The sequence below is a fragment of the Nocardia sp. NPDC052001 genome, from assembly GCF_040680615.1.
Lineage (GTDB): Bacteria > Actinomycetota > Actinomycetes > Mycobacteriales > Mycobacteriaceae > Nocardia.
On the sequence record NZ_JBFAXC010000013.1, the window covers coordinates 145,174 to 169,913 of the forward strand.

At 64.8% G+C, this 24,740-nt stretch carries 32 protein-coding genes; 17 read left to right on the forward strand and 15 right to left on the reverse strand.

The features are described 5' to 3' along the window. Positions 1-14 precede the first annotated feature (14 nt). On the reverse strand, positions 15-476 hold the full coding sequence (locus AB0L82_RS37720) for an SRPBCC family protein (RefSeq protein ID WP_364648034.1): 462 nt from the start codon (positions 474-476) through the stop codon (positions 15-17). A 329-nt stretch (positions 477-805) separates the two neighbouring features. On the opposite strand from AB0L82_RS37720, the gene AB0L82_RS37725 reads away from it, so the two are divergent. Continuing rightward, on the forward strand, positions 806-1,534 hold the full coding sequence (locus AB0L82_RS37725; protein ID WP_364648037.1) for a GAF and ANTAR domain-containing protein: 729 nt from the start codon (positions 806-808) through the stop codon (positions 1,532-1,534). A 68-nt stretch (positions 1,535-1,602) separates the two neighbouring features. Here AB0L82_RS37725 and AB0L82_RS37730 read toward each other — a convergent pair whose 3' ends face one another. Continuing rightward, positions 1,603-2,052, reverse strand: coding sequence for an SPW repeat protein (locus AB0L82_RS37730; RefSeq protein WP_364648040.1), 450 nt, complete (start codon positions 2,050-2,052; stop codon positions 1,603-1,605). 75 nt (positions 2,053-2,127) lie between these two features. On the opposite strand from AB0L82_RS37730, the gene AB0L82_RS37735 reads away from it, so the two are divergent. Then, positions 2,128-2,418 carry a hypothetical protein gene (locus AB0L82_RS37735; protein ID WP_364648043.1) on the forward strand — a complete coding sequence of 97 codons (291 nt, stop codon included), beginning with the start codon at positions 2,128-2,130 and terminating at the stop codon, positions 2,416-2,418. Between the two features lie 18 nt (positions 2,419-2,436). On the opposite strand, the gene AB0L82_RS37740 is transcribed toward AB0L82_RS37735, so the two are convergent. Further along, positions 2,437-3,939, reverse strand: coding sequence for an MFS transporter (locus AB0L82_RS37740; protein ID WP_364648046.1), 1,503 nt, complete (start codon positions 3,937-3,939; stop codon positions 2,437-2,439). Positions 3,940-4,029: 90 nt separating this feature from the next. Here AB0L82_RS37740 and AB0L82_RS37745 point away from each other — a divergent pair, with 90 nt between their 5' ends. The 3 genes from AB0L82_RS37745 (at position 4,030) to AB0L82_RS37755 (ending at position 5,397) form a co-directional block, all read left to right on the forward strand. Continuing rightward, entirely contained in the window at positions 4,030-4,686 is a 657-nt protein-coding gene (locus tag AB0L82_RS37745) for a TetR/AcrR family transcriptional regulator (protein WP_364648049.1), read from the forward strand. 38 nt (positions 4,687-4,724) lie between these two features. Beyond that, complete coding sequence (locus AB0L82_RS37750; protein WP_364648052.1) at positions 4,725-5,021, forward strand: DUF427 domain-containing protein; 297 nt, start codon at positions 4,725-4,727, stop codon at positions 5,019-5,021. Between the two features lie 139 nt (positions 5,022-5,160). Continuing rightward, positions 5,161-5,397: a DUF4190 domain-containing protein gene (locus AB0L82_RS37755; RefSeq protein ID WP_364648055.1), complete on the forward strand. Its 237-nt coding sequence runs from the start codon at positions 5,161-5,163 to the stop codon at positions 5,395-5,397. A gap of 103 nt (positions 5,398-5,500) precedes the next feature. Here AB0L82_RS37755 and AB0L82_RS37760 read toward each other — a convergent pair whose 3' ends face one another. Beyond that, positions 5,501-6,286, reverse strand: a complete 786-nt coding sequence (locus AB0L82_RS37760) for a GAF and ANTAR domain-containing protein (RefSeq protein WP_364648058.1) — start codon at positions 6,284-6,286, stop codon at positions 5,501-5,503. Between the two features lie 283 nt (positions 6,287-6,569). On the opposite strand from AB0L82_RS37760, the gene AB0L82_RS37765 reads away from it, so the two are divergent. Next, on the forward strand, positions 6,570-7,169 hold the full coding sequence (locus AB0L82_RS37765) for a hypothetical protein (RefSeq protein WP_364648061.1): 600 nt from the start codon (positions 6,570-6,572) through the stop codon (positions 7,167-7,169). Positions 7,170-7,790: 621 nt separating this feature from the next. On the opposite strand, the gene AB0L82_RS37770 is transcribed toward AB0L82_RS37765, so the two are convergent. Together AB0L82_RS37770 and AB0L82_RS37775 are read right to left on the reverse strand one after the other, a co-directional pair. Continuing rightward, a complete protein-coding gene (locus AB0L82_RS37770; RefSeq protein WP_364648136.1) occupies positions 7,791-8,225 on the reverse strand; it encodes a methyltransferase in 435 nt (144 codons plus the stop codon). Continuing rightward, positions 8,225-9,298 (reverse strand): iron-containing redox enzyme family protein, encoded by a 1,074-nt coding sequence (locus AB0L82_RS37775; protein WP_364648064.1) that lies wholly within the window; start codon positions 9,296-9,298, stop codon positions 8,225-8,227. Before AB0L82_RS37775 ends, AB0L82_RS37770 begins: the two co-directional genes overlap by 1 nt. Positions 9,299-9,794: 496 nt before the next feature. On the opposite strand from AB0L82_RS37775, the gene AB0L82_RS37780 reads away from it, so the two are divergent. Further along, positions 9,795-9,950: a DUF6131 family protein gene (locus AB0L82_RS37780; protein ID WP_364648067.1), complete on the forward strand. Its 156-nt coding sequence runs from the start codon at positions 9,795-9,797 to the stop codon at positions 9,948-9,950. Positions 9,951-10,074: 124 nt separating this feature from the next. Continuing rightward, complete coding sequence (locus AB0L82_RS37785) at positions 10,075-10,641, forward strand: type 1 glutamine amidotransferase domain-containing protein (RefSeq protein WP_364648070.1); 567 nt, start codon at positions 10,075-10,077, stop codon at positions 10,639-10,641. An 18-nt stretch (positions 10,642-10,659) separates the two neighbouring features. Here the strand turns inward: AB0L82_RS37785 and AB0L82_RS37790 are convergent, their stop codons facing one another. Beyond that, positions 10,660-11,478: a SigB/SigF/SigG family RNA polymerase sigma factor gene (locus AB0L82_RS37790; RefSeq protein ID WP_364648073.1), complete on the reverse strand. Its 819-nt coding sequence runs from the start codon at positions 11,476-11,478 to the stop codon at positions 10,660-10,662. Between the two features lie 241 nt (positions 11,479-11,719). Then, the gene (locus AB0L82_RS37795) at positions 11,720-12,367 is read right to left on the reverse strand and encodes a hypothetical protein (protein WP_364648075.1); all 648 of its coding nucleotides are present in this window, start codon (positions 12,365-12,367) and stop codon (positions 11,720-11,722) included. 209 nt (positions 12,368-12,576) lie between these two features. Between AB0L82_RS37795 and AB0L82_RS37800 the strand changes: the two genes are divergently transcribed. Further along, positions 12,577-12,849 (forward strand): GlsB/YeaQ/YmgE family stress response membrane protein, encoded by a 273-nt coding sequence (locus AB0L82_RS37800; RefSeq protein WP_364648078.1) that lies wholly within the window; start codon positions 12,577-12,579, stop codon positions 12,847-12,849. A gap of 80 nt (positions 12,850-12,929) precedes the next feature. Here the strand turns inward: AB0L82_RS37800 and AB0L82_RS37805 are convergent, their stop codons facing one another. Beyond that, the gene (locus tag AB0L82_RS37805) at positions 12,930-13,157 is read right to left on the reverse strand and encodes an Rdx family protein (RefSeq protein ID WP_364648081.1); all 228 of its coding nucleotides are present in this window, start codon (positions 13,155-13,157) and stop codon (positions 12,930-12,932) included. A gap of 41 nt (positions 13,158-13,198) precedes the next feature. Then, on the reverse strand, positions 13,199-13,684 hold the full coding sequence (locus AB0L82_RS37810) for a carboxymuconolactone decarboxylase family protein (protein WP_364648084.1): 486 nt from the start codon (positions 13,682-13,684) through the stop codon (positions 13,199-13,201). A 46-nt stretch (positions 13,685-13,730) separates the two neighbouring features. Here AB0L82_RS37810 and AB0L82_RS37815 point away from each other — a divergent pair, with 46 nt between their 5' ends. Continuing rightward, positions 13,731-15,185 (forward strand): PLP-dependent aminotransferase family protein, encoded by a 1,455-nt coding sequence (locus AB0L82_RS37815; RefSeq protein WP_364648087.1) that lies wholly within the window; start codon positions 13,731-13,733, stop codon positions 15,183-15,185. Here the strand turns inward: AB0L82_RS37815 and AB0L82_RS37820 are convergent. Continuing rightward, positions 15,122-16,156 (reverse strand): thioesterase family protein, encoded by a 1,035-nt coding sequence (locus AB0L82_RS37820; RefSeq protein WP_364648090.1) that lies wholly within the window; start codon positions 16,154-16,156, stop codon positions 15,122-15,124. The genes AB0L82_RS37815 and AB0L82_RS37820 overlap by 64 nt on opposite strands. 70 nt (positions 16,157-16,226) lie before the next feature. Between AB0L82_RS37820 and AB0L82_RS37825 the strand changes: the two genes are divergently transcribed. Then, positions 16,227-16,895, forward strand: a complete 669-nt coding sequence (locus tag AB0L82_RS37825; RefSeq protein ID WP_364648093.1) for a TetR/AcrR family transcriptional regulator — start codon at positions 16,227-16,229, stop codon at positions 16,893-16,895. A gap of 138 nt (positions 16,896-17,033) precedes the next feature. Beyond that, on the forward strand, positions 17,034-17,237 hold the full coding sequence (locus AB0L82_RS37830; RefSeq protein WP_364648096.1) for a cold-shock protein: 204 nt from the start codon (positions 17,034-17,036) through the stop codon (positions 17,235-17,237). Between the two features lie 144 nt (positions 17,238-17,381). Here AB0L82_RS37830 and AB0L82_RS37835 read toward each other — a convergent pair whose 3' ends face one another. Further along, positions 17,382-18,260: an alpha/beta fold hydrolase gene (locus AB0L82_RS37835; protein WP_364648098.1), complete on the reverse strand. Its 879-nt coding sequence runs from the start codon at positions 18,258-18,260 to the stop codon at positions 17,382-17,384. 117 nt (positions 18,261-18,377) lie between these two features. Beyond that, the gene (locus AB0L82_RS37840; protein ID WP_364648101.1) at positions 18,378-18,797 is read right to left on the reverse strand and encodes a VOC family protein; all 420 of its coding nucleotides are present in this window, start codon (positions 18,795-18,797) and stop codon (positions 18,378-18,380) included. Positions 18,798-19,506: 709 nt separating this feature from the next. Between AB0L82_RS37840 and AB0L82_RS37845 the strand changes: the two genes are divergently transcribed. Further along, positions 19,507-20,298 carry a hypothetical protein gene (locus AB0L82_RS37845; protein WP_364648104.1) on the forward strand — a complete coding sequence of 264 codons (792 nt, stop codon included), beginning with the start codon at positions 19,507-19,509 and terminating at the stop codon, positions 20,296-20,298. 44 nt (positions 20,299-20,342) lie between these two features. Here AB0L82_RS37845 and AB0L82_RS37850 read toward each other — a convergent pair whose 3' ends face one another. After that, the gene (locus tag AB0L82_RS37850; RefSeq protein ID WP_364648107.1) at positions 20,343-21,266 is read right to left on the reverse strand and encodes an LLM class flavin-dependent oxidoreductase; all 924 of its coding nucleotides are present in this window, start codon (positions 21,264-21,266) and stop codon (positions 20,343-20,345) included. A 183-nt stretch (positions 21,267-21,449) separates the two neighbouring features. On the opposite strand from AB0L82_RS37850, the gene AB0L82_RS37855 reads away from it, so the two are divergent. From AB0L82_RS37855 to AB0L82_RS37870, 4 genes are all read left to right on the forward strand, one after another. After that, complete coding sequence (locus tag AB0L82_RS37855; RefSeq protein ID WP_364648139.1) at positions 21,450-21,821, forward strand: YciI family protein; 372 nt, start codon at positions 21,450-21,452, stop codon at positions 21,819-21,821. Continuing rightward, entirely contained in the window at positions 21,818-22,165 is a 348-nt protein-coding gene (locus AB0L82_RS37860) for a YciI family protein (protein WP_364648109.1), read from the forward strand. Before AB0L82_RS37855 ends, AB0L82_RS37860 begins: the two co-directional genes overlap by 4 nt. A 2-nt stretch (positions 22,166-22,167) precedes the next feature. Continuing rightward, on the forward strand, positions 22,168-23,409 hold the full coding sequence (locus tag AB0L82_RS37865; protein WP_364648112.1) for a DUF6596 domain-containing protein: 1,242 nt from the start codon (positions 22,168-22,170) through the stop codon (positions 23,407-23,409). A gap of 111 nt (positions 23,410-23,520) precedes the next feature. Next, a complete protein-coding gene (locus tag AB0L82_RS37870) occupies positions 23,521-24,402 on the forward strand; it encodes a cyclopropane mycolic acid synthase family methyltransferase (protein ID WP_364648115.1) in 882 nt (293 codons plus the stop codon). A 152-nt stretch (positions 24,403-24,554) separates the two neighbouring features. Here the strand turns inward: AB0L82_RS37870 and AB0L82_RS37875 are convergent. Next, positions 24,555-24,740 (reverse strand): hypothetical protein (locus tag AB0L82_RS37875; RefSeq protein WP_364648118.1); only part of this gene is annotated, 186 nt, incomplete at its 5' end.

A 24,740-nucleotide genomic window follows, 5' to 3' on the forward strand; every position in this document is an offset into this window, starting at 1 on the left:
CACGAGATGTCCGGTTACTGTCCGGGGCGCGGGATATCGCCACGCCAGGCACCGGTTTCGTGGGTGCGCTCTTCGATGAAGGTCTTGAAGCGGGCGAGGTCGCCCTTGACGCGGTGGTCCAGCACGCCCAGTTTGTCGCCGACGTTTTCGAGGAATCCCTCGGGGTCGACGTCCATTTGGGTGGTGACGCGGGTGGTGAGGTCGTCGATGCGGTGGAAGGTCACCACGCCTGCGTGTTCGGGGCCGCTGTCCGAGCGCCACGCGACGCGCTCGTCGGGATGCTGTTCGGTGATCGTGGCGTCGAACTCTCGTTGCACCGGACCGACTTTGATCTTCCAGTGCGTATGCGTGTCATCGATCTGCTGGACCTGCTCGACCCCGGACATGAATTCCGGGAACGATTCGAACTGCGTCCACTGGTTGTAGACGATGCGAATGGGTGCTTTGACATCGGTTGAAGCGGTAACTGTGCTCATCGGTCACTACCATTTCCCCGGTCCGAGACCGGATCATGAGGGCCGCGCTGCCCTGACTGCTGGGCGAAAGACCGGCCTTGGCGCCGGCATGTTCAGCGGCTACCCGGGCCCACCGTTCTCAAACAACCGGCCACGCTCGAGCAACCTCCGCGCGGCTCCTGATTGGAATCCGCCCGATCGGGTAGACCGCAGGCACGAGGCGGTTCTCCGCCAGTTCCGCTCGCACGGTCGCATCTCGCTCGCGCCCACCCATCAGGCGAGAACCGTGGTACCTCAATGCATTCGACCGCAGTACTCCATTGGATCCACACCTTGCGCGGTGATCGCCCGTGAATCCGTCCGCCAGATCGGGTGACTCGGTCAGGACCGCTCGCGAGGCGCTGCTGTCCGTCCTGCGCGACAGCAGCGGCCGGATGGACGCGGTGGCCCGGATCTGCCGCGTATGCGTGGAACTCCTGCCGATCGACGGGGCATCGATCTCGCTGATCCTCGGTACCGATCGACGCGAAACGCTGTACACCAGTGACGAAGTCGTCGCCGATATCGAGGCGCTGCAATTCAGTCTCGGCGAAGGACCATGTTTCGAAGCCGCGAACAGCAAGCGCCCGGTACTGGTGGCGGACCTGCGCGGGACCGTCATCCGCACCTGGCCGGTCTTCGCCACCGAGATCGATGCGCACCCGGTCGGTGCGATCTTCGCATTTCCCTTGATGAGCGGCACCGAAAGTGTTGGGGCACTGGATCTTTACCGCCGGACCCGAGGGCGGCTCACCACCGGTCAGGTGGCCGTAGCGCTGCAGGTCGCGGACGTCGTGGCCATGGCACTGCTCAGAAACTATCCGAATGATCGCACCGCACCGTGGTGGACCGATCTGCCCACCAATCACGCACGGGTGCACCAGGCGACCGGGATGATCATCGCCGCATCCCACCTCTCGGAAAAGCACGCGCTCGCGCGCCTGCGTGGTTACGCGTTCGCGGTGGGCCGCTTGGTCGACGATGTCGCCGAGGATCTGGTCGCGCATCGCATGGACCCGGACGGCCTGGACTGGCATTGACAGCCCACCCACCGAACGGCGGGGCGCACCGACCCATCCGGGTGATGCGCCCCTTGTTCAGGGCGGGGTCAGTGCTGAGCCGACATCGCCTGTGAGCGGTGCTGATTGGCGGTGGTCGACACCAGCAATCCGGTTGCGGCCGCGCCGAGGACGGCGATCACGATGCCCATCACGACATTGGTCCACAGCACCTGGTCCGGCCGCTGATCGATGACCCACGGCGCGATCAGCACCCAGACGCCGATCGGGATCAGCACCCAGCCCAGGCCATAGCGCCTATTCCGCACGAACGCCAGGACCAAACCGATGACCGCGACCGCGATTCCGAGCACCAGATTCTGGATCACCATCCGTGGCGCATCGGCGAAATCGCGTACCACCCATGGGGATATCGCGGCGAACAGCCCCGCGAGCACCACCAGCCCGTCGACCGCCAGCGCGGGTGCGTTGTCGAATCGATCGTCATCGAGGTAGCCCGAAGACCGTGCTGTCGTGGCCTGATTCATGTAATTGGCCATTTCATCGTCCTTCTGCTTGCTGTATTTCCCTGCGCTACCCGTCTTCTCGAGTAGTTGTGTTGATGCAGTGCAGTTGTGACCGGTCGCTTCGCCGATACCCGGCACAGCGCGACTCAACCACGCGGACGAAAGTTCTTGTCTGCCAATTCCATTGCCGATCAACGCGCATTCACACTGCGGGTCCCGCTGCTCACCCGGATCGATGCGTATGCCAGCCGATTGTCGGACGCCGCTCGCGCCAACGCGTTGTTCCCGGACCCGGAACTGACCGCCCTGACGCACATCGACGTCCGCGACCTGATCGACAGAGCTTGGAATGCAAGCCTTTTCGTCGATCAGGTCGGCCGGACGGCGGACCGGTGGTAGCTCCGATCCCGTAGTGGATCAGAGGCTGGTGGACACCGTGGCGAATTCGCCGGCGCTCGCCAGGGCGATGTCCTCCTCGACCTCGTGCCGGGTCAGGGGGCGGCCGGTATTGCGCAGGCCGAATCCGGCCAGTAGCGCCGCTACCGCGAAGAAGGCCGCGCCGGTGAGGAATGCGATGCGGTAGGCGCTTTCGGCGGGCAGGACGATGGACCCGCCGCCGGGGAGGGTGTGGCGCAGGGTGTCGCTGGTGAGGATGGTGACGACCAGGGCGCTGCCGATCGCACCACCCACGGTGCGCATGATCGAGTTGATCGAGTTGGCGATGCCGGTCTCGTGCGGGGCCACATTGGCGACCAGCAGCGCGGGCATGGCGGAGTAGGCGATGGCGATCGCGGCATTCGCGACGACCAGTGCGACAACGACTTCCGCGCTGGTGGAGTGCAGCACCGCCAGGGCGGTCAGCGCGAACAGGCCGATGACGCTGGCGAGCAGCAGCACGTAGCGGGGGCCGATACGGCCGACCAGGCGACCGGCGATCGGGCCCATGAGCACCGACACGACCGCGCCAGGGAGCATGAAGGCCACGCTCGTACGCAGGACCGAAGCGTCGAATCCGAAGCCCGCCAAGCCATGCGGGGTGGCGACGAAGTAGGTCGCGCCGAGGAAGACGCTGAACATGGCGAAACCGACGCAGAAGCTGGCCAGGTTGGTCACCGCGACGGGACGGTGCGCCAGCAGTGAGGTCGCCACGAGCGGCTCACGCAGTTTGGATTGCAGCAGCAGGAATCCGGCGAGCACGACGACCGCGGCCACGAACAGGCCGATCACCTGCGCACTGCCCCAACCCCATTCGTGTCCCTGGGAGATCGGCAGCAGCAGGCAGACCAGACCCAGGCCCAGTACCGCGGCACCGATGTAGTCCACGCGACCGCCCTGGCCCGCGCGGCGCGGCAGCACGCGGAACGCCAGCACCAGCACGACGGCGGTCAGGATGACGGTCAGCCAGAAGATGCGGCGGTAGTCCGCGCCGCCCTGGGTCAGCAGGCCGGTCGCCACCAGTGCGACACCGCTGCCCACACCGAGGGTCGACGCGGTGACGGCCAGCGCCCCGGTCAGGCGTTCGGTCGGAAGTTCATGGCGCAGCACGCTGATCGCGAGCGGGAACAGGCCGAAACTCGCGCCCTGCAAAGCCCTTCCGGCAATCAGTAGCTCGATGCTGCTCGCGGAAGCGGCGAGCACGCTGCCCGCCAGCGTCACGACCAGCGTCGCCAGCACCACCGGCTTATGGCCGTAGACATCGCCGAGGCGACCGAGCAGTGGTGTCAGCGCGGAGGCGGCCAGCATGGTCGCGGTCGTCACCCAGCCGACGGTCGTCGCCGAGACGCCGAGCTGGTGACCGATCTGCGGCAGCGCGGGCACGGGCAGGGTCTGAACCAATGCCAGGAGAAACACGGTGCTGGCCATGGTCAGCACGATCGCGGTCGGCGACGCGGTACGCCGAAGCTCGAGCGGGGAGGTCATTGTCGGTACCCTACGCGGGAATCGACACAGTGTCGATTATGATTGACGCCACGTCCAGTATGAATGAGAGAATCGCTCTATGGTGTGGCCATGGCGCAGAAGGGCGGACCCACGGTGAACCAGGTCCGAGATACGACCGAAGCGGTGCGGCGGCGCGGCACGCTGTCCAAGGGCGATCAGCGCGAGGCCCAGATCCTGGACGCGACCCGCAAGCTGCTGACGAAGAAGCCGATGGCCAAACTGACCGTCGACGACATAACCGGCGCCACCGGCATCTCCCGCACCAGCTTCTACTTCTATTTCCCGTCCAAACAGGCCGTGCTCGCGCGGCTGATGGAGGACGTGAGCGACCGCTACGCCGAGACCCACGTCTGGCTGCCCTCCACCGGCCCGCAGCGGGAACTACTGCACGCCCAACTCACCGGAGCCGCCGAGGTCTGGCACGACAACAGCACCATCCTGGTCTGCTCACTGGAGGGTTTCGACAGCAGCTACCCGCCGCTCAAGGAATTCATCCTGAGCATCCAAACCCGCTTCACCAGCGCCCTGGCCGCCAAGATCGACCGCGACCGCGCGGCCGGACTCGCCCCCGAGGGCATCGACTCCGCGACCCTGGCAACCCTCGTCACCCTGATGCGCGACGGTCGACTGTCCCAGTTGTCCGCCGCACCCAAGGCCGAAACCACCAGCGGCATAGACGATCTCACCGAGGCCATCCTGCGCCTGATCTACGGCCGACTGGACTGACTACGCCCGACCGGCCGCCGCTCAGGCAGAATCACTGTATGGCACATGCGACGGCAACCGTGAACGGCGTCATCATCGCCGAGACCGACGACTACGAGACGGTCGAAGGGAACATCTACTTCCCGCCCGCGGCGATCAAGCAGGAGTACTTCACGCCCACCGATACCCACACGGTGTGTCCATGGAAGGGCACCGCGAGCTACTACACCGTCGATGTCGGCGACGGAAACCCGCTGAGCGACGCCGCCTGGTACTACCCCGAAACCAAGGACGCCGCAGCCAATATCAAGGGCTACGTCGCCTTCTACGCGAACAAGGTCCAGATCAGTAGCTAGTCAGTACACAGCCGGGCGACGACGCGAATAAATTGCGGCACATCGTGATTCGTCGAGGATTCCCAGGTAACCCTTCCCGATGTGATCCGAAATCGGATCCCCGCAGCCAGATTCATGCGGCTCAGGAAAGGCTCCCACGATGACCACCACCACCCGGAACCCCGCACCGCGCTCGGCGTCCGCCCCGCGCAAGTTCAGCATGCTGGCCGCCGCCACCCTGGTGACCGGCTTCTTCGGCTTCTGTTGCCTGCCCCTGCTCATGGGCCCGGTCGCCCTGCTTCAGATGAGGCAGACCGGTGAGAAGGGCCACGGAATGGCCATCGCCGGGATGGTCGCCAGCCTCGCCTGGATCGTCGGTCTCACGGCGCTGAACTAGTCGATGGCGGTGCGGTGCACTCGATACCGCCGATCTCGGATGCATCGCACCGGCGCTCATATGAACCGGTGCGACCGTTCGTCACCGGCTGACCGGTGGTGAGTCACGGGTGACGGTGGCCGCTGGGCGTCGCGCTGTCCGCCGAGCGACGAGACGCGTTCTGAGCGCTCTCGACCAGATCTGCGGCGGTTACGGTTCGGTCGATGATCGCCTGTGCCAGGACGGGCACACGGGTGTTGGTGCGCCGGGCATAGCCGCGCAGCAGGGTGAACGCGGAGTGCATGTCGAGGCTGATCTGCTGGGCGAGCATACCTTTGGCCTGTTCGATCAGTACTCGGTGATTCAACGCGATTTGAAGTTGCGCGGATACGGTGAGACTGTCCGTCAGCACCCGGGCATGCACGATACCGATGGCGGTGACGTCGGCCAGCGCGCGTGCGACGGCGATCTCGTCGTCATCGAGCCCATTGGTCCTGTCACAGAACAGATTCATCGCGCCCAGGCGTTCCTCGCGCAAGCGCAGCGGAATCGCGTAGACCGAGCGGAGTCCTTGGCCGCGGGCCGCCCCGGCGAACGCGGGCCAGCGTTCGGGGTCGAGGTCGAGGTCCCGCACGAGCACCGGCTGGCCGGTGGCGTATGCGCTCAGACAGGGGCCGGCGTCCGCTTGGAGCTGGAAGAGCTCCAGCAATCTGGTCGCCTCGTTGGTAGAGGCCAGGACCTGTAGCCGATCGTGCTCGTCGACCAGCAGTACCCCGGCGGCGGTCAATGGGAGCATCGCCCCGGCGGTGTCCAGCAACTCCTGCGTCACCTCGACCGGGTCGTAGTCCGCGACCAGCGTGTCCGCCAATCGAACGAACGCGGCCATCAGGGTGCGTTCTCGTTCGGTCATCCCGTCCCGTCTCTCGTGTCCAGGGTAATGCTCGAAGCGAGGGCAACGAAATCCGAATTCGTGTATAGACGCACCGCAGGAGTTGCCACGACCGGTATCGGGCCGGCCACGTGACCTGCCGAGAGCAGGCGGAAGCCGAAATGCCCACGTGGGCAACCGATCCGATTCGGAACCGTCCCGCCGATTGTTTCGCGCGACCGGGGGTATATGCGCGATAGCACCACGCATCGAATTCGGCCGCGATTCCGCCCGGCGGTGCGCCCCACTCGAGATGGAGTAACCGATGTCGCTGGAAGCGGGCCCGGTAAGTAGCAGTGTGTCTCAGCTCGAGTTCGCCGACGCGCTGTTGCGAGCGGCCATCAGGCCCGAACGCATCGGCGCGGTCGTAACGCGAATCATGCAGGAAAACAACGATATCGGGCCCATCGTCATCGGCCCGGGCGGTCTGTTGCGAGCCGATGCCAGAATGCGCGGTGAGACGGCCACGGTCGAACCGGACGAGTCCGATCTCTGCCAATTCGACGTACACGTCCCACTGGTGTTGTGGCTCGATATCCACCTCGGCGAGCTGCATGCGCGCCTACTGGCCCGAGTGCATGTGCGCACGCACGTCACGCTGATACCCGATGTGCCCTGCGCCCTGGTGATACAGCTGCACCCCATCCGGACCTGCGATGTCACGGTGTCCACCGAGGGGCGAAATATGCTCGGCCGCATCATCACTCGGTTCGGTATGGTCACCTCACTACTCGCCGGGCAGATCGCCACCCATGCGAATTCCCTACTCAGCAGCCCTGACCTGATCGAAGCCTTCCGAATCGACATCCTCGGTCTGATCGATCGCGCCTGGGATGCCGGATTCGTCTTCGGCAAGAGCCTTTGAGGCTGATCCCGACGCGACCATGGGGTACGAACCCGATTACGCCACTACTACCCGCGATTGCGCCCTCGGATATCCGCCGACAGCACGGTGGCGAACGCGCACCAGATCGAAGCTGCTGAGGGTCAGCCGGCGGTGCCCCGGCAGCGGGGCGACAAAGGGCCGCGAGTAGGTGTGCGCCGCACCTGCCGAATGGCCGGGCCCCAGCCAGGAAATCGGGGTTCTCCTGCGGCAAGCCCGACCATCATTCGGCTCGGAATGTCCAACCACGTAGGTGCCGAGACCGAAATGCGGTTCGTTTACTGTCGAAGCCCATCACCCCTTCCCGTCGAGTTCGGATAACAACCGAACCGCCAGGGTCTGGGGCGGGGTAGCGTATCGAACCCCACCGGCCGCAACTGGCGAATCGAGGGGTTCAGTTGGCTCAATCATACCGCCGATCAGCCTCGATCGAGGTGAAATCATTGCCCGGCAAGCATTTTCATTTCCTGTCTCGCCGAGAGAGCGGCCGGGTTCTGTCCAGCGCGCGGGTGAGCTCGTTTCCGGATCGGTCAAACCCGCCGTGCGCAGCCGGTCCAGGGTACGGTCCTCGCCGCACAGCGCGGAGGGCATCATCAGCAATATTCACGTGTCGGAGAGCAATTCGGGTGCGAGGCGGCACAGTGAGTCGACAGCCGTGCGACCGTCGGCACCGGCGTCCCAGCTTCGCGCCGCCCCGCGCGGTGGTGCGCCGTCCGCGCACGGCACATAGGGCGGATTCGCCACCACCGCGTCGAATCGCCTGCCGCGCAAAGCCGTTCGGAAGTCGCCGTGGATGAACTCGATATCCAGTCCGCGCAGGCGGCTGTTGAGCCGTGCCGCGGCCAGCGCGCGACGCGAGATATCGACCGCCGTGACCGACGCGGGCCGGTGACGGGCCCCCGCGATGGCCAGCGCTCCCGTTCCGGTGCATACGTCGAGCACCCGGCTGTGCGAGGGTATGCCCGCCCCGGACATGGCCTCGGTGAGCAGTCGCGTATCGGCCTGTGGCCGATACGCACCGGGCGTCCTGATCATCATCACGGCCGGTGGCTGGCCTCGGGCTCGCGTTTCATGGCCCGAGCGGACATCGAGATATCGTCCCGCGTACCGGCTGTCGCCCCATCGAGCAGAGAGGTGCGCCCGGCGCGCCAGCAGCTCAGCACATGATCGGCGAAACGACTTTCGAGCAGTTCGGTGGCGCAGATCCCGAAGACGATCGATGCGCTCAGCTCCGGCTCATCGACCAGCAGGTTCTCGATCACCCCGTGCCGAATGAGCTGTTCGTGCACCGCGTCGGCTTCGACGTGCTCGCGGTAGAACCGCACGCACGCGGTATCCGCGTCGAGCCGCCGCAGCGCCTGCACCATTCGCCGCGAGGCCGGGGATGAGGTGATCTCCACGGCCGCGAAATGACCCGCCCCCGCACCGCGCAGATCGCGATGCAAACCGAACAGCGACATCATGTTCACCAGCGCGAGCATCGGGGCGGGCACCACATCCACATAGAACTGATACCTCGGATCCAGGCCCGCACCGTCGAGTAGATCCGCGTAGAGGCGGTGATGGATTCGCTCCCCGCGACCGCCGCCGAACTCATCGAATTCGACCGCCACCAGCGATGCCTTGGCCTGGCCGCGCAAACGTGGAATCAGCCACGCGTAGGGATCGGCTTCCTGATGGTGCAGGACCGACCGGTGCACTAGGTACTCGCGCATCTGCCACGGGGTGCCCCGGTCTCGCAGGTACGCTCCGACACCGGAATCGTCCCCGGGGGCCAGCACCAATCCGTCGAGTTCGGCTCGCACATCGGTGCCCGCGACCGTGTCCGCGCGCAATACGGCCAGGAACCGCCGTTCCAACTCCGCGCGCATACGCAGCAGACCCGGATCCCATTCCCATCCGCCATCGACACCGTCGAATCCCTCGTGGTGCAGGCCGTAGCAGGTATACAGGGCCAGGTGCAGGTCACGACCATACGGATCGACCGGACCGAACGTGTCCGGCATCGGTGAGCCCGGCCGGGCACCGAGCGCGTCGATCACTCCCGCGGATAGCGGTCCGCATGGTCGGGGAAGTGTTCCGGGCTCGGTGATCCGTGCCCGCGGGTCCATATGTTGTCGGCTGTAAATGATTGTGCTGCCGTTCTTTTCGTGGGCACGGGCGGTAGCGAGAACCCGGTAGGTTCCTCGATCGCCCGAGGGCGTCGTGCATAAGCCGCTTACCCAAGACCCCCCTGTGGAAACGCAAGCCGGAAACCCATTTCCACTCACATCGCCATGACCTATGCGGTTTCGACATCGAGACCTCGGTAGCCGTCATTGCCTGACGTTGGTGCCGCCACCTCGGTGCCCACGGCGAGCCTGACCCTGTTCATCCAGCCTCGCGTTGCTCCAATTACGTTCAGGTCAGGAGCTTTTCACCTCGAGACGAGCACCATCGGCCGGAACAGCAAGCGGGACAACCTACATGGTGAGCCCCCTCACACTCGACGCGAATACCTCAGGCGGACACCAGTACTCCGCTCGATCTTTTCGCCACGGCGTTGTTTGGACATCGATCAACCGGGAATAGCGGTCTCGACAAGTCCGCTCTACCGAAGGACCCACCATGATCGCCCTCGGGCTCATTCTCCTGATCGCCGGCTTCCTGCTCGGCATCAACATCCTGACCACGCTCGGGGTAATCCTGCTCGTCGTCGGGGCCGTTCTGGCGCTGCTCGGCGCGACCGGCCGCGCGGTCGGCGGGCGTAGCCACTACTACTGATCGACCGTGAGACCGGCGGGGCCGTGAGCAGCATCGCTGCTCACGGCCCCGCCGTATTGGCGCACATCACCGGGCGAGCGGCGCTTGCCTGTTTCGGATATGAGTTGCCGGGCAACCGGTAGGCATGTCAGGAGAGCTCGCCGGACGGCGAATTGCGATCATCACCTCGAACACCGGGGTGGAGCACGATGAGCTTGTGGTCCCGCGTGACCGGTTACGCGAACGCGGGGCGCGGGTGGTGCACGCGGCCATGAAAGCCGAACCCGTGCATACCTATCGGCATGACCTCGAACCCGCTGAGACGATCGAGCCCGATATCGGCCTCGACGGTGTCGGTACCGGCGACTTCGATCTTCTGGTCATTCCCGGTGGAACCGTCAACGCGGACAAGCTGCGCATGGATGCCCGGGCTCGGGAACTGGTGCGCGCCTTCACCGCCGAGGGGAAACCGATCGCCGCGATCTGCCACGGGCCTTGGCTGCTGGTGGAGGCCGACGTGCTGCCGGGTAAGACGCTCACCTCGTACGAGTCGGTGCGCACCGATATCACCAATGCCGGTGGCACGTGGGTGGACGAGGCGGTGGTGCGAAGTGATGAGAAAGGCTGGCCGCTGATCACCTCACGCAAACCGGACGATCTACCCGATTTCGTGGATGGCATCACCGCTGCCCTGACCGACCGATCCAGCTGAGATCGGCCAGCCGTCGAGTCAGGCGGCCTGCAGGGCTTGGGTGCGCAAGTCGGTCAGGATTCGGGTCAGCAGGCGTGACACCTGCATCTGGGAGATGCCCATGGTCTTGGCGATCTGGGCCTGGGTCTTCTCCTGTCCGTACCGCATGATCAGGATCGCGCGGTCACGGTCGGGCAGCTCCGCCAGCAGCGGGCCGATGGTGAGCGAATCCTCCATCAGCACGTATCCGGGGTCGATCTGGCACAGGCTGTCGATCGGGGTCAGCGAGGTGCCGTCCCGCTCGGCCGTCTGCGGCGCGTCGAGGGACGCGGCGGTGTAGCTGTTGCGGGCGATCAGCGCCTGGGTGACCTCGGTGAGGTCGATTTCCATATGGTCGGCCAACTCGCGTGCGGTCGGTTCGCGACCCAGCGATTGGGCGAGCCGCGGAATCATGGTGCCGAGTTGCTGCTGAAGTTCCTTGGTGCGCCGCGGCACCCGCACGGCCCAGGTGCTGTCACGGAAGTAGCGCTTGACCTCCCCCATGATCGTGGGTACCGCGAACCCGAGGAAGGAGGAGCCATTACCGGGATCGAATCGATCCACCGCGAGCACTACTCCGACCGCGGCGATCTGGGCCAGGTCCTCGTACTCCACACCGCGTCCGGTGTACCGGCGCGCGATGTGCTGCCCCAGCGGCAGGCATTTGCCGATGATCGTCTGCCGCAGGGGCTCACGCCCGGAGTCCGTCGGAGCCATGTCTGCGAGCTGCTGAAGCAAGGGTTCGATGTTGTCGTAGGCCTCACCGCCCGTCCGTGCGCGATGAGTGCTTACCGGTAGTGCCACGTATTCAGTTGACATCTCGACCCCTCTGTGAGGTTTGTCGGGCAAAAAAGGGAAATTGTGCTGCAAAAATTCGATGCAATACCCAGTACCCTACCCGGTGCTCCGGGTCCAGAAAGAAACATCTCACCAATCACACAAGAGAGATTGAAGTAAATGTACTCTGACCTGGAGTTAAACAAATTAGTGAGCAGGAATATAAACCGCCTAGAAAATAGATGAACACCGAATATTTTTATGAATCCGCAGCAGGAGATAATCACTCACGCCGACTGCGGATCCGACAATCTTCAGCGCGACTATTCTTCGACTCTGGCCCAGACTCGATGCTCGGGCAGCAATGCCGCGATCGCGTCGAAAGCCCCGACGATGGTGGGCGCGGCTTCGACACCGATGGACTTTTCCGAAATGCCCGCCGCGGCAACCGCATCGGCGCCATCGGGGGGTAGGAAATCGCCTCGAGATGACGGTGCGCCTCCTGCATCAGCAGGTACAGGCGCGGATCTGTGACCGCGCCGGCGATGACCAAGCCGTCGAACTCGATGGACCGGGCGGTGTCGAGCGTCCGGGAAATAGCCACTTGCTTTGCGCCCGAACCGAATTCGCCACCGTGCGCCGCGATGACCAGCGGCGTCATCGATGCCGCCGCGATCGCCGCCACGGTCGCGGACAGATCGGCGAGATCGCTGTCGGCGGTGGCGAAGACACCGACGATGCGACCATCGACCGGCCAGGTGCCGCCGTGTTGCGATAGCGCCGCGGAGACCGTCAGGCGGGCGGTGTTCCGGAGGGGGCTCCGGGCGCGATCGGCTGTGCTTTCGGGCGTCGTGTGGCCATCGAGTCCGGACCTCCTGCGATCGAACGAATGTTTGATCAGCGACTGCCCGTCACGGACTGTACTCAACAACGATCGACTTCTCCCCCGGTCGCCGGGGTGTGCGGTGAACCGGCACTGCCCCCGGTGTTTCGAACCTCCGGTGCCGGGCATCCGGAGTTCGAGGACACAAGTCCGAACCGCCGAGGTTCAACGGCACAGCGTGCGTCCTTTCGGCACCGGCGGGTCCACGCACCCCGATGGCCGGTTGACATAACGGCCTCGACAGCTAGGAGTTCACAATGCTCGGTCTCGGTATTCTCGGTTGGATCATCATCGGCGGACTCGCCGGATGGATCGCCAGCAAGTTCATGAAAACCGATGCGCAGCAGGGCATTCTGCTCAACATCGTGGTCGGCATCATCGGCGGATTGCTGGGTGGATTCCTGCTCAAGCTGCTGGGGGTCGACGTCGAAGGCGGCGGCCTGTGGTTCAGCTTCTTCACCTGCCTGGGCGGCGCGGCGATTCTGTTGTTCCTGGTCAACCTCGTGATGGGCCGGCGAACCGTGCACTGATCGATATCGATCCATAACGCTGCTGCGCGGCCACCACGAATTCGTGGTGGCCGCGCATCGTTGTGTTCAGCCTCGGCACGTCAGGCGGTGGCCGCGACGACGGCCGCGACGATCGCGTCGGGGGTGGGAAAGCCCTGCCGGGATTTGGTGGCCACGACCTCGCCGTCGACGGTGACGCGGTAGACCCCGCCCTTGCCCGGGACCAGTTCCGGGGCGATGCCCAGTTCGGTGCCGAGCGCTTCGGCGGCGGCCTGGGCGCGTTTGAGGTATCCGCAGGGTGCGCAGTAGGTGATGACGACTTCGGACATTATGTGGCTCCCTTTTGCGTCTATTCGGATCTGTTTGTGTCTCAGTCGTTTTCGGTGCCCGACAGCGTCCACGGGCGCGCGGTCGCACCGAGGCGGGTCCAGGTGTTGATCAAGGCGATGTGCCAGACCAGTTCGGCGAGTTCCTTTTCCTCGAAATGCGCGGCGGACTCATCCCAGACCTGTTGGCTCACTTCACTATCCGCGATGCGGGTCATCGCTTCGGCCAGGTCGAAGGCGGCGCGCTCGCGGGCAGTGAAGTAGGGCGCTTCGCGCCAGACCGCGACCAGGTTCACCCGGCGCCAGGTGTCGCCCCCGGCGATCGCGTCGCGCGAGTGCATATCGACGCAGTAGACGCAGCCGTTGATCTGGGCCACACGCAGTTTCACCAACTCGCGCAGCGGCTTGTCGAGGGTGGTCCGCTGGGCGGCGAGTTCGAGGCCGTTGAGGGCTTTGGCCATCCCCGGGGCGAGTTCGTCGATCGCGAGGCGGGTGGTCGGCTGGACGTATGCGTTCGTTGTCGCTGTCATACTTCGACGGTAGGCCGATAATGGATCAATGTTAGGAGCCAATTGAATGGCTGAATATTGGTCCACTTCGGATGTCGATCTGCACCTGCCGCTGGCACTGGACTCCGGTCGCCGGGTCGGGCTCGAGCACGCATTGCGCGAGGCCATTCGCGATGGCCGGTTGGCCGCCGGGGCTCGATTGCCGTCCACGCGGACCCTCGCGACCGAACTCGGGCTCTCGCGCGGAACGGTCAGCTCGGCCTATGACCAACTCATCGCCGAGGGTCATCTCATCGCGAAGCAGGGCTCCGGCACGCGCGTCGCCGATACCGTCACCACGCGTGGAATGGGCACCCCTCGAACCGGTCGCGATGCCAAACACGTTGTGACAGCCCGGCATAACCTGCGCGCGGGCAGTCCGGACATCAGCCGATTTCCGACCACCGCGTGGCTGCGAGCGGCCCGCAAGGCACTCGATCGCGCACCCGCGGAGGCGTTCGGTTACGGCGATGCGTGCGGCCGGGTCGAACTGCGGGCGGCGTTGGCCGAATATCTGGGACGCACGCGCGGGGTGCTGGCCACCCCGGACCGGATCATCATCACCACCGGTGTGCAGCAGGGGCTGGCATTACTCGCCCGGGTGCTGGTCGAATCCGGCACAACCGCGATCGCGATGGAGGACCCCTACATTCCCTCGTTCCGCGACACCGTGCGCTCGGCCGGGCCCGCCGTGGTACCGCTACCGGTCGACGACGAAGGGGCCCGCGTGGACCTGCTCACCACCAGTGAGTTCGAATCCGTTGGCGCAGCGGTCATTACACCGAGTCACCAATTCCCCATCGGCTCCACCCTGAGTCCGGCACGGCGACAGCAACTGGCCGACTGGGCACGCGCCGGGCACCTTGCCATAGAGGACGATTACGACGGTGAATTCCGCTACGACCGCCAGCCGGTCGGCGCGATCCAGGGCATCGCCCCCGATCACGTCGTCTACCTCGGTACCGCGTCCAAAACCCTCGGCCCGGGTCTGCGCCTGGCCTGGATGGTGCTCCCGCCCCAGCTGGTGGAACCGGTCGCCGAAGCAAAACGTCTGGCCGACAACCACTCCGAGACGCTCGGACAACTGACCCTGGCCGAGCTGATCACATCGCACGCCTACGACCGGCACATCCGATCCGCACGACTGCGCTATCGCCGCCGCCGCGACCTACTCGCCGATCGCCTCACCCCGCGCGCGGGCCGCCCGCTGGCGGGGTTCTCGCTCACCGGTATCGCCGCCGGACTGCACGCATTGATCCGACTCGAACCCGCGGGACTGACCGAGGACGAAGTCCTGTCCCGCGCAAGCGAATACGGCCTGGCCATCGATGGCCTCTCCGATATGTGGCTCACGCCGGCGACGAGATTCCCTCGGCCCCAGGGAATCGTCGTGGGATTCGGTTCCACCTCGGACAGCGCCTACCCCGCCGCGCTGGATGCGCTGGTGCGAGCGCTGTCCTGGCGCGAGTCCGGCAGTGGGTGACCTACCGACCGCATTGTCGGTGAAGTTGCGACAGGGTCTGTCGCCATCCCGTGGTCGGGTTGCGGTCTGACGGTGAGTATCTGCTGGGCATGGCCGACCGGACCGCGGACGTCGTGCAGCACGGTGCTCGTCAAACCCTGACCCGTATGCCCGAAGGTGACCGTTGTGTCGAGGCCGGTCCACCCCGCTTCCGGTTGACGGTAGAGATGAATCGTCAAGTCCAGATTGGGGAACATCCATTTGGTGGGCTCCTGGCGCACGGCAATGCCGTTGGCGGTGTCGACCAGGGCCACAAACGACGCCAGATCGCTGACCCGTTCTCCCGCAACCAGATCCAGGGATGTGGTGAGCCATGCGGTGGTGCGCCCGGGCTGCGGAATCCCGACCGGCCTGGTCTCGAGCGAGGCGACATATCCGCCCGGCCACACCGACGACAACTGCCACGGCGACAGTGATTCCGGCTCGGGCAGTGTGTCGGGCTCGCCGCCCGCGACGATGCCGGTCTCCTCGCCGGTCATGAGCCAGACCCGGGCCGAGACGGTGACTCGGCCTGCGATCACCACTGTCGCCTCGACCAGTTCGATCGTGCGTCCGGGCCGGATGACCTCGACGTGAATGTCGAACTCCTCGAACGTATTCCGGCCGAGAATATCGAACCCGATACGGCTGATCACCAGCTCGGCGCGCCCCTCACGCGTTCGCATGCGTTCGATCTCGTGCACGATCAGCCCACCGAGCGGACTGAAATGCTGCTCATCGACAGCCCAGGCGCCCCGCGCGTGCGCCGTCGGCACGAAGCGATGCGCACCAACCCGCTCGAAGTAACTGGATTGTGGAGCAGTCGGATTCGTCACCGGGACAAGCCTTTCGATCAGGTGTGGGGTGGGCAGGAACGAGAACATCGGTGCGAGAAAGGCGAATTGGGGTGCCGAGGTGACCAGGTCCTCGATCCAGTCGATCAGCGCGTGCACGGTACGTCCCCTCCGCCCACTCGATATGACCGTACGGTCATATCCGCCCGTCGACTGTAAGCTGATCCGGGTGCGCCAAGCAACCGGTCCCGGAACCAAAGGGGTGCCCCGCCAAGAACGGGAGCGACGAATACTCGCCGCCGCCACGCTGCGTTTCGGCACCGATGGCTATCGGAGGACCTCGCTGGAAGCCGTTGCCGCGGAGACCGATATCTCCAAGGCGCTGATCCTGAGCTTGTTCGGCAGCAAGGACGCCCTACATCTGCGCTGCGTGCGCGAGGCTGGCGAGGTCCTGGTCGCCGCGATCACCGAGGTGCTCGAGACCAGCCAGGCCGAATACATGGCCTCGGATACGCTGCGCTGCATCTTCGAATCGCTGCGGCACCGGCGCTACGACTGGGAACTGCTGCATGACACCACGGTTGTGGAGACCACCGAGGGCGGGCGCGCGGCCCTGGCCTACCGTGCGGCGATCCGCTCGCTCGCCATGGATGGCACCTATGCCCTGCTCGGCCCATCGGGTCCGGTCGACCCGGTGGATCGCGATATCCTCACCGACGTATGGCTGGGAATGCTTTCGGCCCTGGTGAATTGGTACCAACGCCATATCGACGAGGTGAGCATCCCCGAGATGCTGCAGCGGTGCACCACCGTCGCGACCACGGTCGGGAATGTCGCGCAGATCGCGGGCGCAAGCAGAATCGGCTCCGTTGAAACGAAATTGGGGTTCGGCAGCTGATTTCCGGTGGACCCAATCGTTGTCAGATAGGTCACAGCTTCGGTTCTTCGGGGCGATCGGTGACATAGTCATTGGTGAGCACGGGCGTCTTACCAAGAAATTTGCCCGGCTCACTACAGAAAAGAAGTTGTAAACAGCATGGCTCAAGGCAGCGTTAAGTGGTTCAACGGCGAAAAAGGCTTCGGTTTCATCGCCCAAGACGGAGGCGGCCCTGACGTCTTCGTGCATTACTCGGCCGTCAGCGGCTCCGGGTACAAATCCCTCGATGAGGGTCAGCGCGTCGAGTTCGCGGTAGAGCAGGGCCAGAAGGGCCCGCAGGCGCAGGACGTCCGCGCGATCTGATTCGTCAGACTTGTCAGCAGCCCCGCACCCAACGGTGCGGGGCTGCTGTCGTTTCCGGCCGAGGCGCTAGGCAAGAGCGACGATGCGGCACCGGAGTTCGCAGCGCTATCGCGACCGGCTCTGCGAGTTCGGTTTCAGCGCAGCTCATTCGGGGTCGATTCCCAGCAGTCGCCGGGCACCGGCCGCGTATTCGGCGGGATCCTCGATCTGCGGATAGTGCCCGAGGCCGGGCAGCTCGATGACCGCGCCGGCGGGCCGTAGCGCACGCAGTCCGTCCAGGACCGCCGTGGTCGCCACCGGATCACCTGTGGCCCAGAGGAATCCGAGCGTCCCCTGCCAGTCACGGACAGCTCCGTGCCAGCGTTCGGCATGGGTCACGCGCTCATCGAGGTACGCGGTCAGCAGATGTGCGATGCGATGGCCGCGCGCGGTACTCAACAGCGCCCACTGTGCCGCGGCCTCCTGTGCGGTCAGCGGATGCTGTGCCGAAAACAGTTGCGCGAACTCGCGAGTGAATACCGGGCGGTTGGCCAGCCGGGCCGCGATCGGACCGAGGGGGCCGCGCAGGATCTGCTGGATCGGCCGCAGTGAGGCTTTCTCCAAGATCACGCTGCCATTGCCGAGCACGGCGCGCTCCATCGAAAACGACAGTGCGCCTTCGATATCGCGGGCGAGCAGCTCGGTGAGCACCGAGGTTCCCATGTCATGCGCCAGCACCGCGACCGGTCCGGGATCGAGGGTGGCGAGCACTTCCTCGACGATATCGGCGTGCTCGAACAGGCTGTATCGATGCGGGCGCGGCTTATCGGAGAGTCCGAAGCCCGGGAAGTCCAGGGCTATCCACGACCTACCCCCGAGATCATCGACGAACCGGCTGAAATCGTAGGAACTCGACGGATATCCGTGCAACAGCAGCACTGCCGGTCCCGTTCCAGACCCCGTCCGTACGAACACCCGGCCCACCGAAGTGGGCATCAGCCGTCCGCCATCGCGCCACACCCGCACTGCTTCAGGCGACGTCATATCTCTCCCTCTCGACTCCGAACAGATTCTGCTCGTCGAGCGGTACCGACGGGCCGCCCAACTCACCGCAAGCATCCCCGAACAGCGATACCTCAACGACCGCGCACGCCGGCTGGCTCACTCGAGCTGAGTGCGCGACAGCCACGGCGTCCAATCTCCCGCCGGATCCGTGGTTTGCCCGACCTCTATCAGGTAGCCATCGGGATCGCGTATGTAGCAACGGATTTCGGATTGGTGCTGCTTCGGCGGGGTCAGGAATTGAGCGCCCCGGGCGCTCCATTGCGTGTACGCGGCGTGGATGTCTTCGACTCGGAGGTTGAGGAAGCTGCTGACACGGTCGGGGTCACGCGGTGTTTCCAGGACAACCGAGGGCTTGTCATCGGTCGAGCCGCCGCCGACATTGATGATGATGAACGTATTGGCGAGTGCGATATAGACGGGCCCACCCGAGAAGGTCACGGTGCCGCCGAGCACTTCGGTGTAAAAGCGCTGAGAGCGCTCGACATCGTCCGAGACGATGAAATGGGCTGCCACCATTCCGAATCCGGGCTGTGAACCTTCGACCATCTGGCACCTCCGGTGATTGCCGCCGTTGCGAAGTCCCGGCGACGGTGTGGACCTCGCTCTCATACTGATCGTTCCACGATGCCGGTCCAGCCGCCCGACCCCTGCCGACGCTCTGCCGTAATTCCGACAGAAGGTCGTGACTGCCCAGTACTGTCGTTCAAGATCGAAGGCTGACTCCTTGCCGGGGCGGTGCGATGGAAGAGCGACTGGTAGTCGAAACGGCCGAGGGCGCGGTGCGGGACATCGCGGACGGGAATGGCCGTTGCTTTCGTGGCATTCCGTTCGCGATGCCGCCGGTGGGTCGCGCAGGGCACGGGATGGCTGCCCCTCGATGCCGTCAGCACGTTCTGGCCCGGGCAAGGTTGACGACGAACCAACCAGACGGTCACAATCCATCGAAATATGTTCTGCGCGAGCCGTTTTCAGGTGATCAGTGCGTGCCGCAACTAGACTGATGTCCTCGGACGCACAATGCCGTCGTCGCATCGCTCGACTCCAACCGCTCCAGCGCAGAAAGCCGCGGTGAGTTCTGATGTCACCACTATCCCGTCCGCAACCCGACACTCGACTATGGACCTCGGGCACAGCCCAACCGGGCGCCTGGGCTGATCAAGCGCCCGTTCCCGGCGCGACCTCGCCCACAGGCCCGGCACTGGCGGTGTTCCAACATCGCCTGCACATGGCATGGCGTGCGCAGGACAGCACCGACAGCATCTGGTTCTCCGCAACCGGCGACGACCTGGCCTGGGGAGAACCGTGGAACCTGCCCTATGTCGGCACCTCCGATCGGCCCGCGCTGTGCGCCCTGGCCGATGCGGGAGCCGAAACGCTCTATCTGGCATGGAAGGGGCAGCACCACGATCAGAGCATCTACTGGTCCATCTCTGCCGACGGTCACAAATGGGAGGACCAGCAGATCCTCGGTGGCGCGGAGACCTCGCGCGGCCCGAACCTGATCGTATTTCGCGGTGTCCTGCAAGCTTTTTGGCGCGGCAGTGAACATCTGATCACCTCGAACCAGAATCTCTACTCCGCCGTTCACAACGAAACCGGTTGGAGCGCACCGATGATGCTGGCGGGGATGGCATCGGTGGAGAGCCCCGCGCTCGCTGTCCTGGGCGATACCCTCTACCTCGCGCATCGCGGAACCAAGGCAATGCTCGACGATGACAAGTGGATTCGCCTGTGGAGCACCACCAATGGCGTCTCATGGACATCACGAGCCAATCCCCCGGACGCCTTCTCCGATCTCGCACCCGCACTCGCCGCCCATGACGGCCGCCTGCATCTGGCCTGGAAATCGGCCAGCGGACCGGAAATCTGGTACTCGTCATTCGACGGTGACCAATCCTGGGAGCCACCGTCTCGGGCGGCCGCCTTCGAAACCGCTTGCGGCCCAGCACTGTGCTCGTTTCGCCCTGCGATAGGCACGAACCAGCTGAATCTGTCGTGGCGTGGTTCCACCTTGTGAGTTCGTCGTGCCACGACCGCTGAGGAAAACGCGGCCTGTGCCGGTTAGCGCGGTGCGACGCGGTGCGCCACCAGACCGAGTGTGTCGGCAAGTGCGCCAAGCAGTTCCACCTGGCGTTCGGGGTGGACCGAGGCCAGGTTGAGGGTCAGGTGCATTTCGTCGGCACCCGCCTGCTGCGCGCGGTCGAGATCGGTGCAGATGGTGTCGGTGAAGACGGTGGGGGTGGCGGGTTCGCCGCCGGGGTAGGACTGGAGGGTGTTGAGGATGACAGGGCCGGGGCCACCCGCGTCTCGGTACCAGGCGATTCTGGTGGGGGTTTCGGTCCAGTCCAGGGCGACCGTGATGAAGCCGTCGGCCACGGTGGCGGCTCGTTCGATAGTCGAGCGGACCATCGCGCCGAAGTAGAGGGGGATCGAGTCGCCCCAGGGTTTCGGGCCGACGGTGGAGCGCGGGATTCGGTAGCGGGAGCCATGAAACTCCACTGGGTCCGGTCCCCAGCATGCGCGCATGGCTGCGACGTGTTCGATGAATCCGGCACCGCGGTGGGTGCGCGGGATCCCCGCCGCGACGAATTCTTCCGGAATCATCCAGGAGGCGTCTTCCGCTCCCCCGCCGCCCTGACCGATACCGGCTTCGAGGCGGCCTCGGGAAAGGCGGTCGAGGGTCGCGAGGCGGCGGGCGAGCACGATCGGGGGTTGGAATAGTGAGTTCACCACCCCCGAGGTCAGGCGAATTCGGTTGGTGTGGGCGGCGGCCCAGGTCAGGACTTCCAGGGGATCCCAGACATAAGACTCGGGCAGGCCGTCCTTGAGGTTCGTGGTCGGTGCGACCGGAAGCAGGAGTCGCTCATTGACCGAGATGGCGTGATAGCCGAACCGCTCGGCGGCCTGGGCTATCAGGGCGATCGCCTCGGGTCCGCTGTGCGGGCCGAAGCTGGGCAGGCCGATGCCGATGCGGGGGATGGTCATGGTGTCTCCGGTTCATCCGTGGGTGCCGGGTTCGGCACGCTCACCCTGTGGTCGGAGCGGACTCGCGAAATTTGCGGCGATTGTGCCCGGGTGGGATGTCAAGATCGAGTGGGCTGCTCCGACTCATGGGTGAGCGGCGCCATCGGGGCATCGCATCGGCCAGGAGGAAACATCGTGAAATTCATGCTGATCATGCATTCGAACCCCTTGATATGGGACGCGCTCACCGATGAGGAGCGCAACGAGGTGATGAGCGGGCATGGGGCGTTCATGGATACGATCCGCGAATCCGGGGAGATGATCGGGACCGCGGCGCTGGCCGACGTCTCCGAGAGCGTGGTGGTCAGTGTCCGGAACGGTGCGCGGACGGTGACGGATGGGCCGTACCTCGAAGCCAAGGAGTATCTGGGCGGCTACTACCTGGTCGAGTGTGAGAGCCGTGAACGCGCGCTGGAGTTGGCTGGGATGATCCCCGATGCCAAGGTCGAAGGTCTCGGGATCGAGGTGCGCCGGGTGGTGTTCGCCAGCGATCGTGGTGATCTGGATACGCCGTGAAGTTCCTGCTGAACGTGTATGTCGACGCTGTGGATTCGCAAGCGGCCCGGGCTCATTCGACCCAGGCGGCCGACTTCGCCGAATCGGTGCGGCGGTCCGGGGAATTGGTCGACGGGCATATGTTCGCCGACCCGTCGACGTACACCGTGGTGCGGGTCAGGAATGGGGAGCCGTTGCTCACCGAGGGGCCGTACCTCGAAACAGTGGCCCGGGCGAGCAGCTATTACGTGCTCGACTGTGAGGACCTCGCCCGGGCGGTGGAATTGGCCGCGCGTTATCCCGCAACGCAATTCGACGCGGTGGAGATCCGGCCGCTCATGACACCCGCCGGTTGGGAGATGTGAGCGTGGAGCCCGAGGACCTGGGAAACCGGTTGCGCGAGTTGGCACCTCAGGTTCTCGGGGCGCTGCTGCGGCGCTATGAAGCGTTCGATACCTGCGAGGACGCGGTTCAGGAGGCTCTGCTCGCGGCGGTGCGACAGTGGCCGGTCGACGGGATGCCTGATGACCCACGCGCTTGGCTGGTCACGGTCGCCTCGCGCCGGGTGGTGGACCATATTCGCAGTGAGGAGGCACGCCGCCGTCGAGAGGAGGCCGCCGCCGTTCGGGACGGTCCGGAGGCATATCTCGTTGCGGCACCTGATGATTCGGGATCGGGCAACCACGATGACACGCTCACCCTGCTGTTTTTGTGCTGCCATCCGGCGCTGACCGAGTCATCCCGCATCGCGCTCACCCTGCGCGCGGTGGGCGGACTCGGAACGGCCGAGGTGGCGCGTGCGTTTCTCGTGCCCGAGGCCACGATGGGACCGCGAATCAGCCGGGCCAAACAGCGGATTCGGGCGGCGGGCTCGCGGTTCGAAATGCCCACCGGCGAGGAGTACACCGAGCGGCTGGGTGCGGTGTTGCATGTGCTGTACCTGATCTTCAACGAGGGCTACACCGCCAGTTCCGGATCGGAGCTGCGACGCGATGAACTCGCGTCGGAGGCAATCAGGCTCACCCGCTCGGTGCATCGCGCGCTCCCCCACGATGGTGAGGTAGCGGGCCTGCTCGCGCTGATGTTGCTGACCGACGCCCGGCGTTCGGCTCGGGTGGATGCCGACGGAGGTTTGGTTCCGCTGGCCGAACAGGACCGAACCCGTTGGGACACAGCGCGAATCGAGGAGGGCGCGGCCCTGGTGAGCGATGCCATGGGGCGCTCGCCGCTGGGGCCGTATCAACTCCAGGCGGCAATCGCGGCACTGCACGTGCAAGCGTCCCGGGCCGAGGACACGGACTGGCCGCAGATCCGTACGCTCTACCGGATCCTGAGCAGGATCGCGCCGAATCCGATGGTGACCCTCAATCACGCGGTAGCAGTGGCGATGACCGACGGACCGCGCGCGGCGCTGGAACTGCTGGCCGAGTTGGACGCCGACCCACGCATGGCCGGTCATCATCGTCTGCACGCCGTGCGCGCTCACCTACTGGAGTTGGCTCAGGACAACTCCGCCGCGCGAGAGGCGTATCTGCTCGCCGCCCGGCGCACGACGAGCCTGCCGGAACAGCGTTATCTACTCGACCGGGCGGACCGCATTTCCGAATAATCAAACATGATACAGATCACATTAAACAACCAAGCGTTTTCAGCTTGCAAACCGACTCGTAGGTAATCGAACGACTCGCCATTTGTCCTACGATCCGGAGGCAATTCACCCGTGAGCCGTCACACGCCGTTTTTCGACGATATTCAGGCCCATTACGACCTGTCCGACGAGTTCTTCGCGCTGTTTCTCGACCCCACCCGCACCTACAGTTGCGCCTACTTCGAGCAGGACGATTACACCCTCGAACAGGCCCAGCGCGCGAAAGTCGATCTCGCACTGGGCAAGTGCGATCTGCGGCCTGGCATGACCCTGCTCGACGTCGGCTGCGGCTGGGGCGCGACCATGCTGCGCGCCCTGGACGCCTACGACGTCAACGTCATCGGCCTGACACTGAGCCGCAACCAGCACGACTACGTCCGGTCCCAGCTCGACCGCCGCCCCGGCGACGGTAGGCACGCCGAGGTCCGATTACAGGGTTGGGAAGAATTCGACGGACAGGTCGATCGAATTGTCAGCATCGGCGCGTTCGAACATTCCCGGAAGGAACGGTATCCGGACTTTTTCGATTTCGCCCACGCGGCCATGCCCGCCGACGGACGAATGTTGTTGCACACCATCGTCATGAATACCCAGGGCTACCTCCACGATCGTGGAATCTCCTATACCCGTGACGATGTCGAGTTTCTCAAGTTCATCCGCAAGGAAATCTTCCCGAACGGCTGTCTGCCCTTCCCCGCCAGCGCCGCGTTCAAGGGCGTCAAGGAGTATGCGGAGGAAGGCGGCTTCGACGTCGAGCGCATGCAGGCGCTGCAACCGCATTACGCACGCACACTGGATCATTGGGCGGAAGCGCTACAGAATCACCGCGACGAGGCGGTCGAAATGTGCGGGCAGGCGAACTATGACACCTACATGCGCTACCTCACCGGATGCGCGGATCGATTCCGCTCCGGACTGATCGACGTCGTGCAGTTCACCTGCGCCAAGCGCTGAAATCCGCTGAGCGGGTGGCGAAAAGACCCCCTTCGGCTGCAAGGCCGAAGGGGTAGCGCAGGAAAAACGCTATTTCGCGAGCGCTGGCGTGAAGGGTTCGTAACCTTCGGATAGCTGGCATCAGCGATCACCTCTGGACGAGCGCAAGATTGTCAAATGTATTGCGCCAGAAGGCTGGTTATCCTCATCATGGATTCCTCGAACTGAGGGGATTTCATCATGAACGGCGTGCTTGTCGGTGCGTGAGGTTCCCCCGCTTTCTCGGAGAGCTCTGACTGTGGTCCGATAGGGCCGGAAGGAGTCATTCGTGGCAGCACCGAAGAAGTACCCCGATGAAT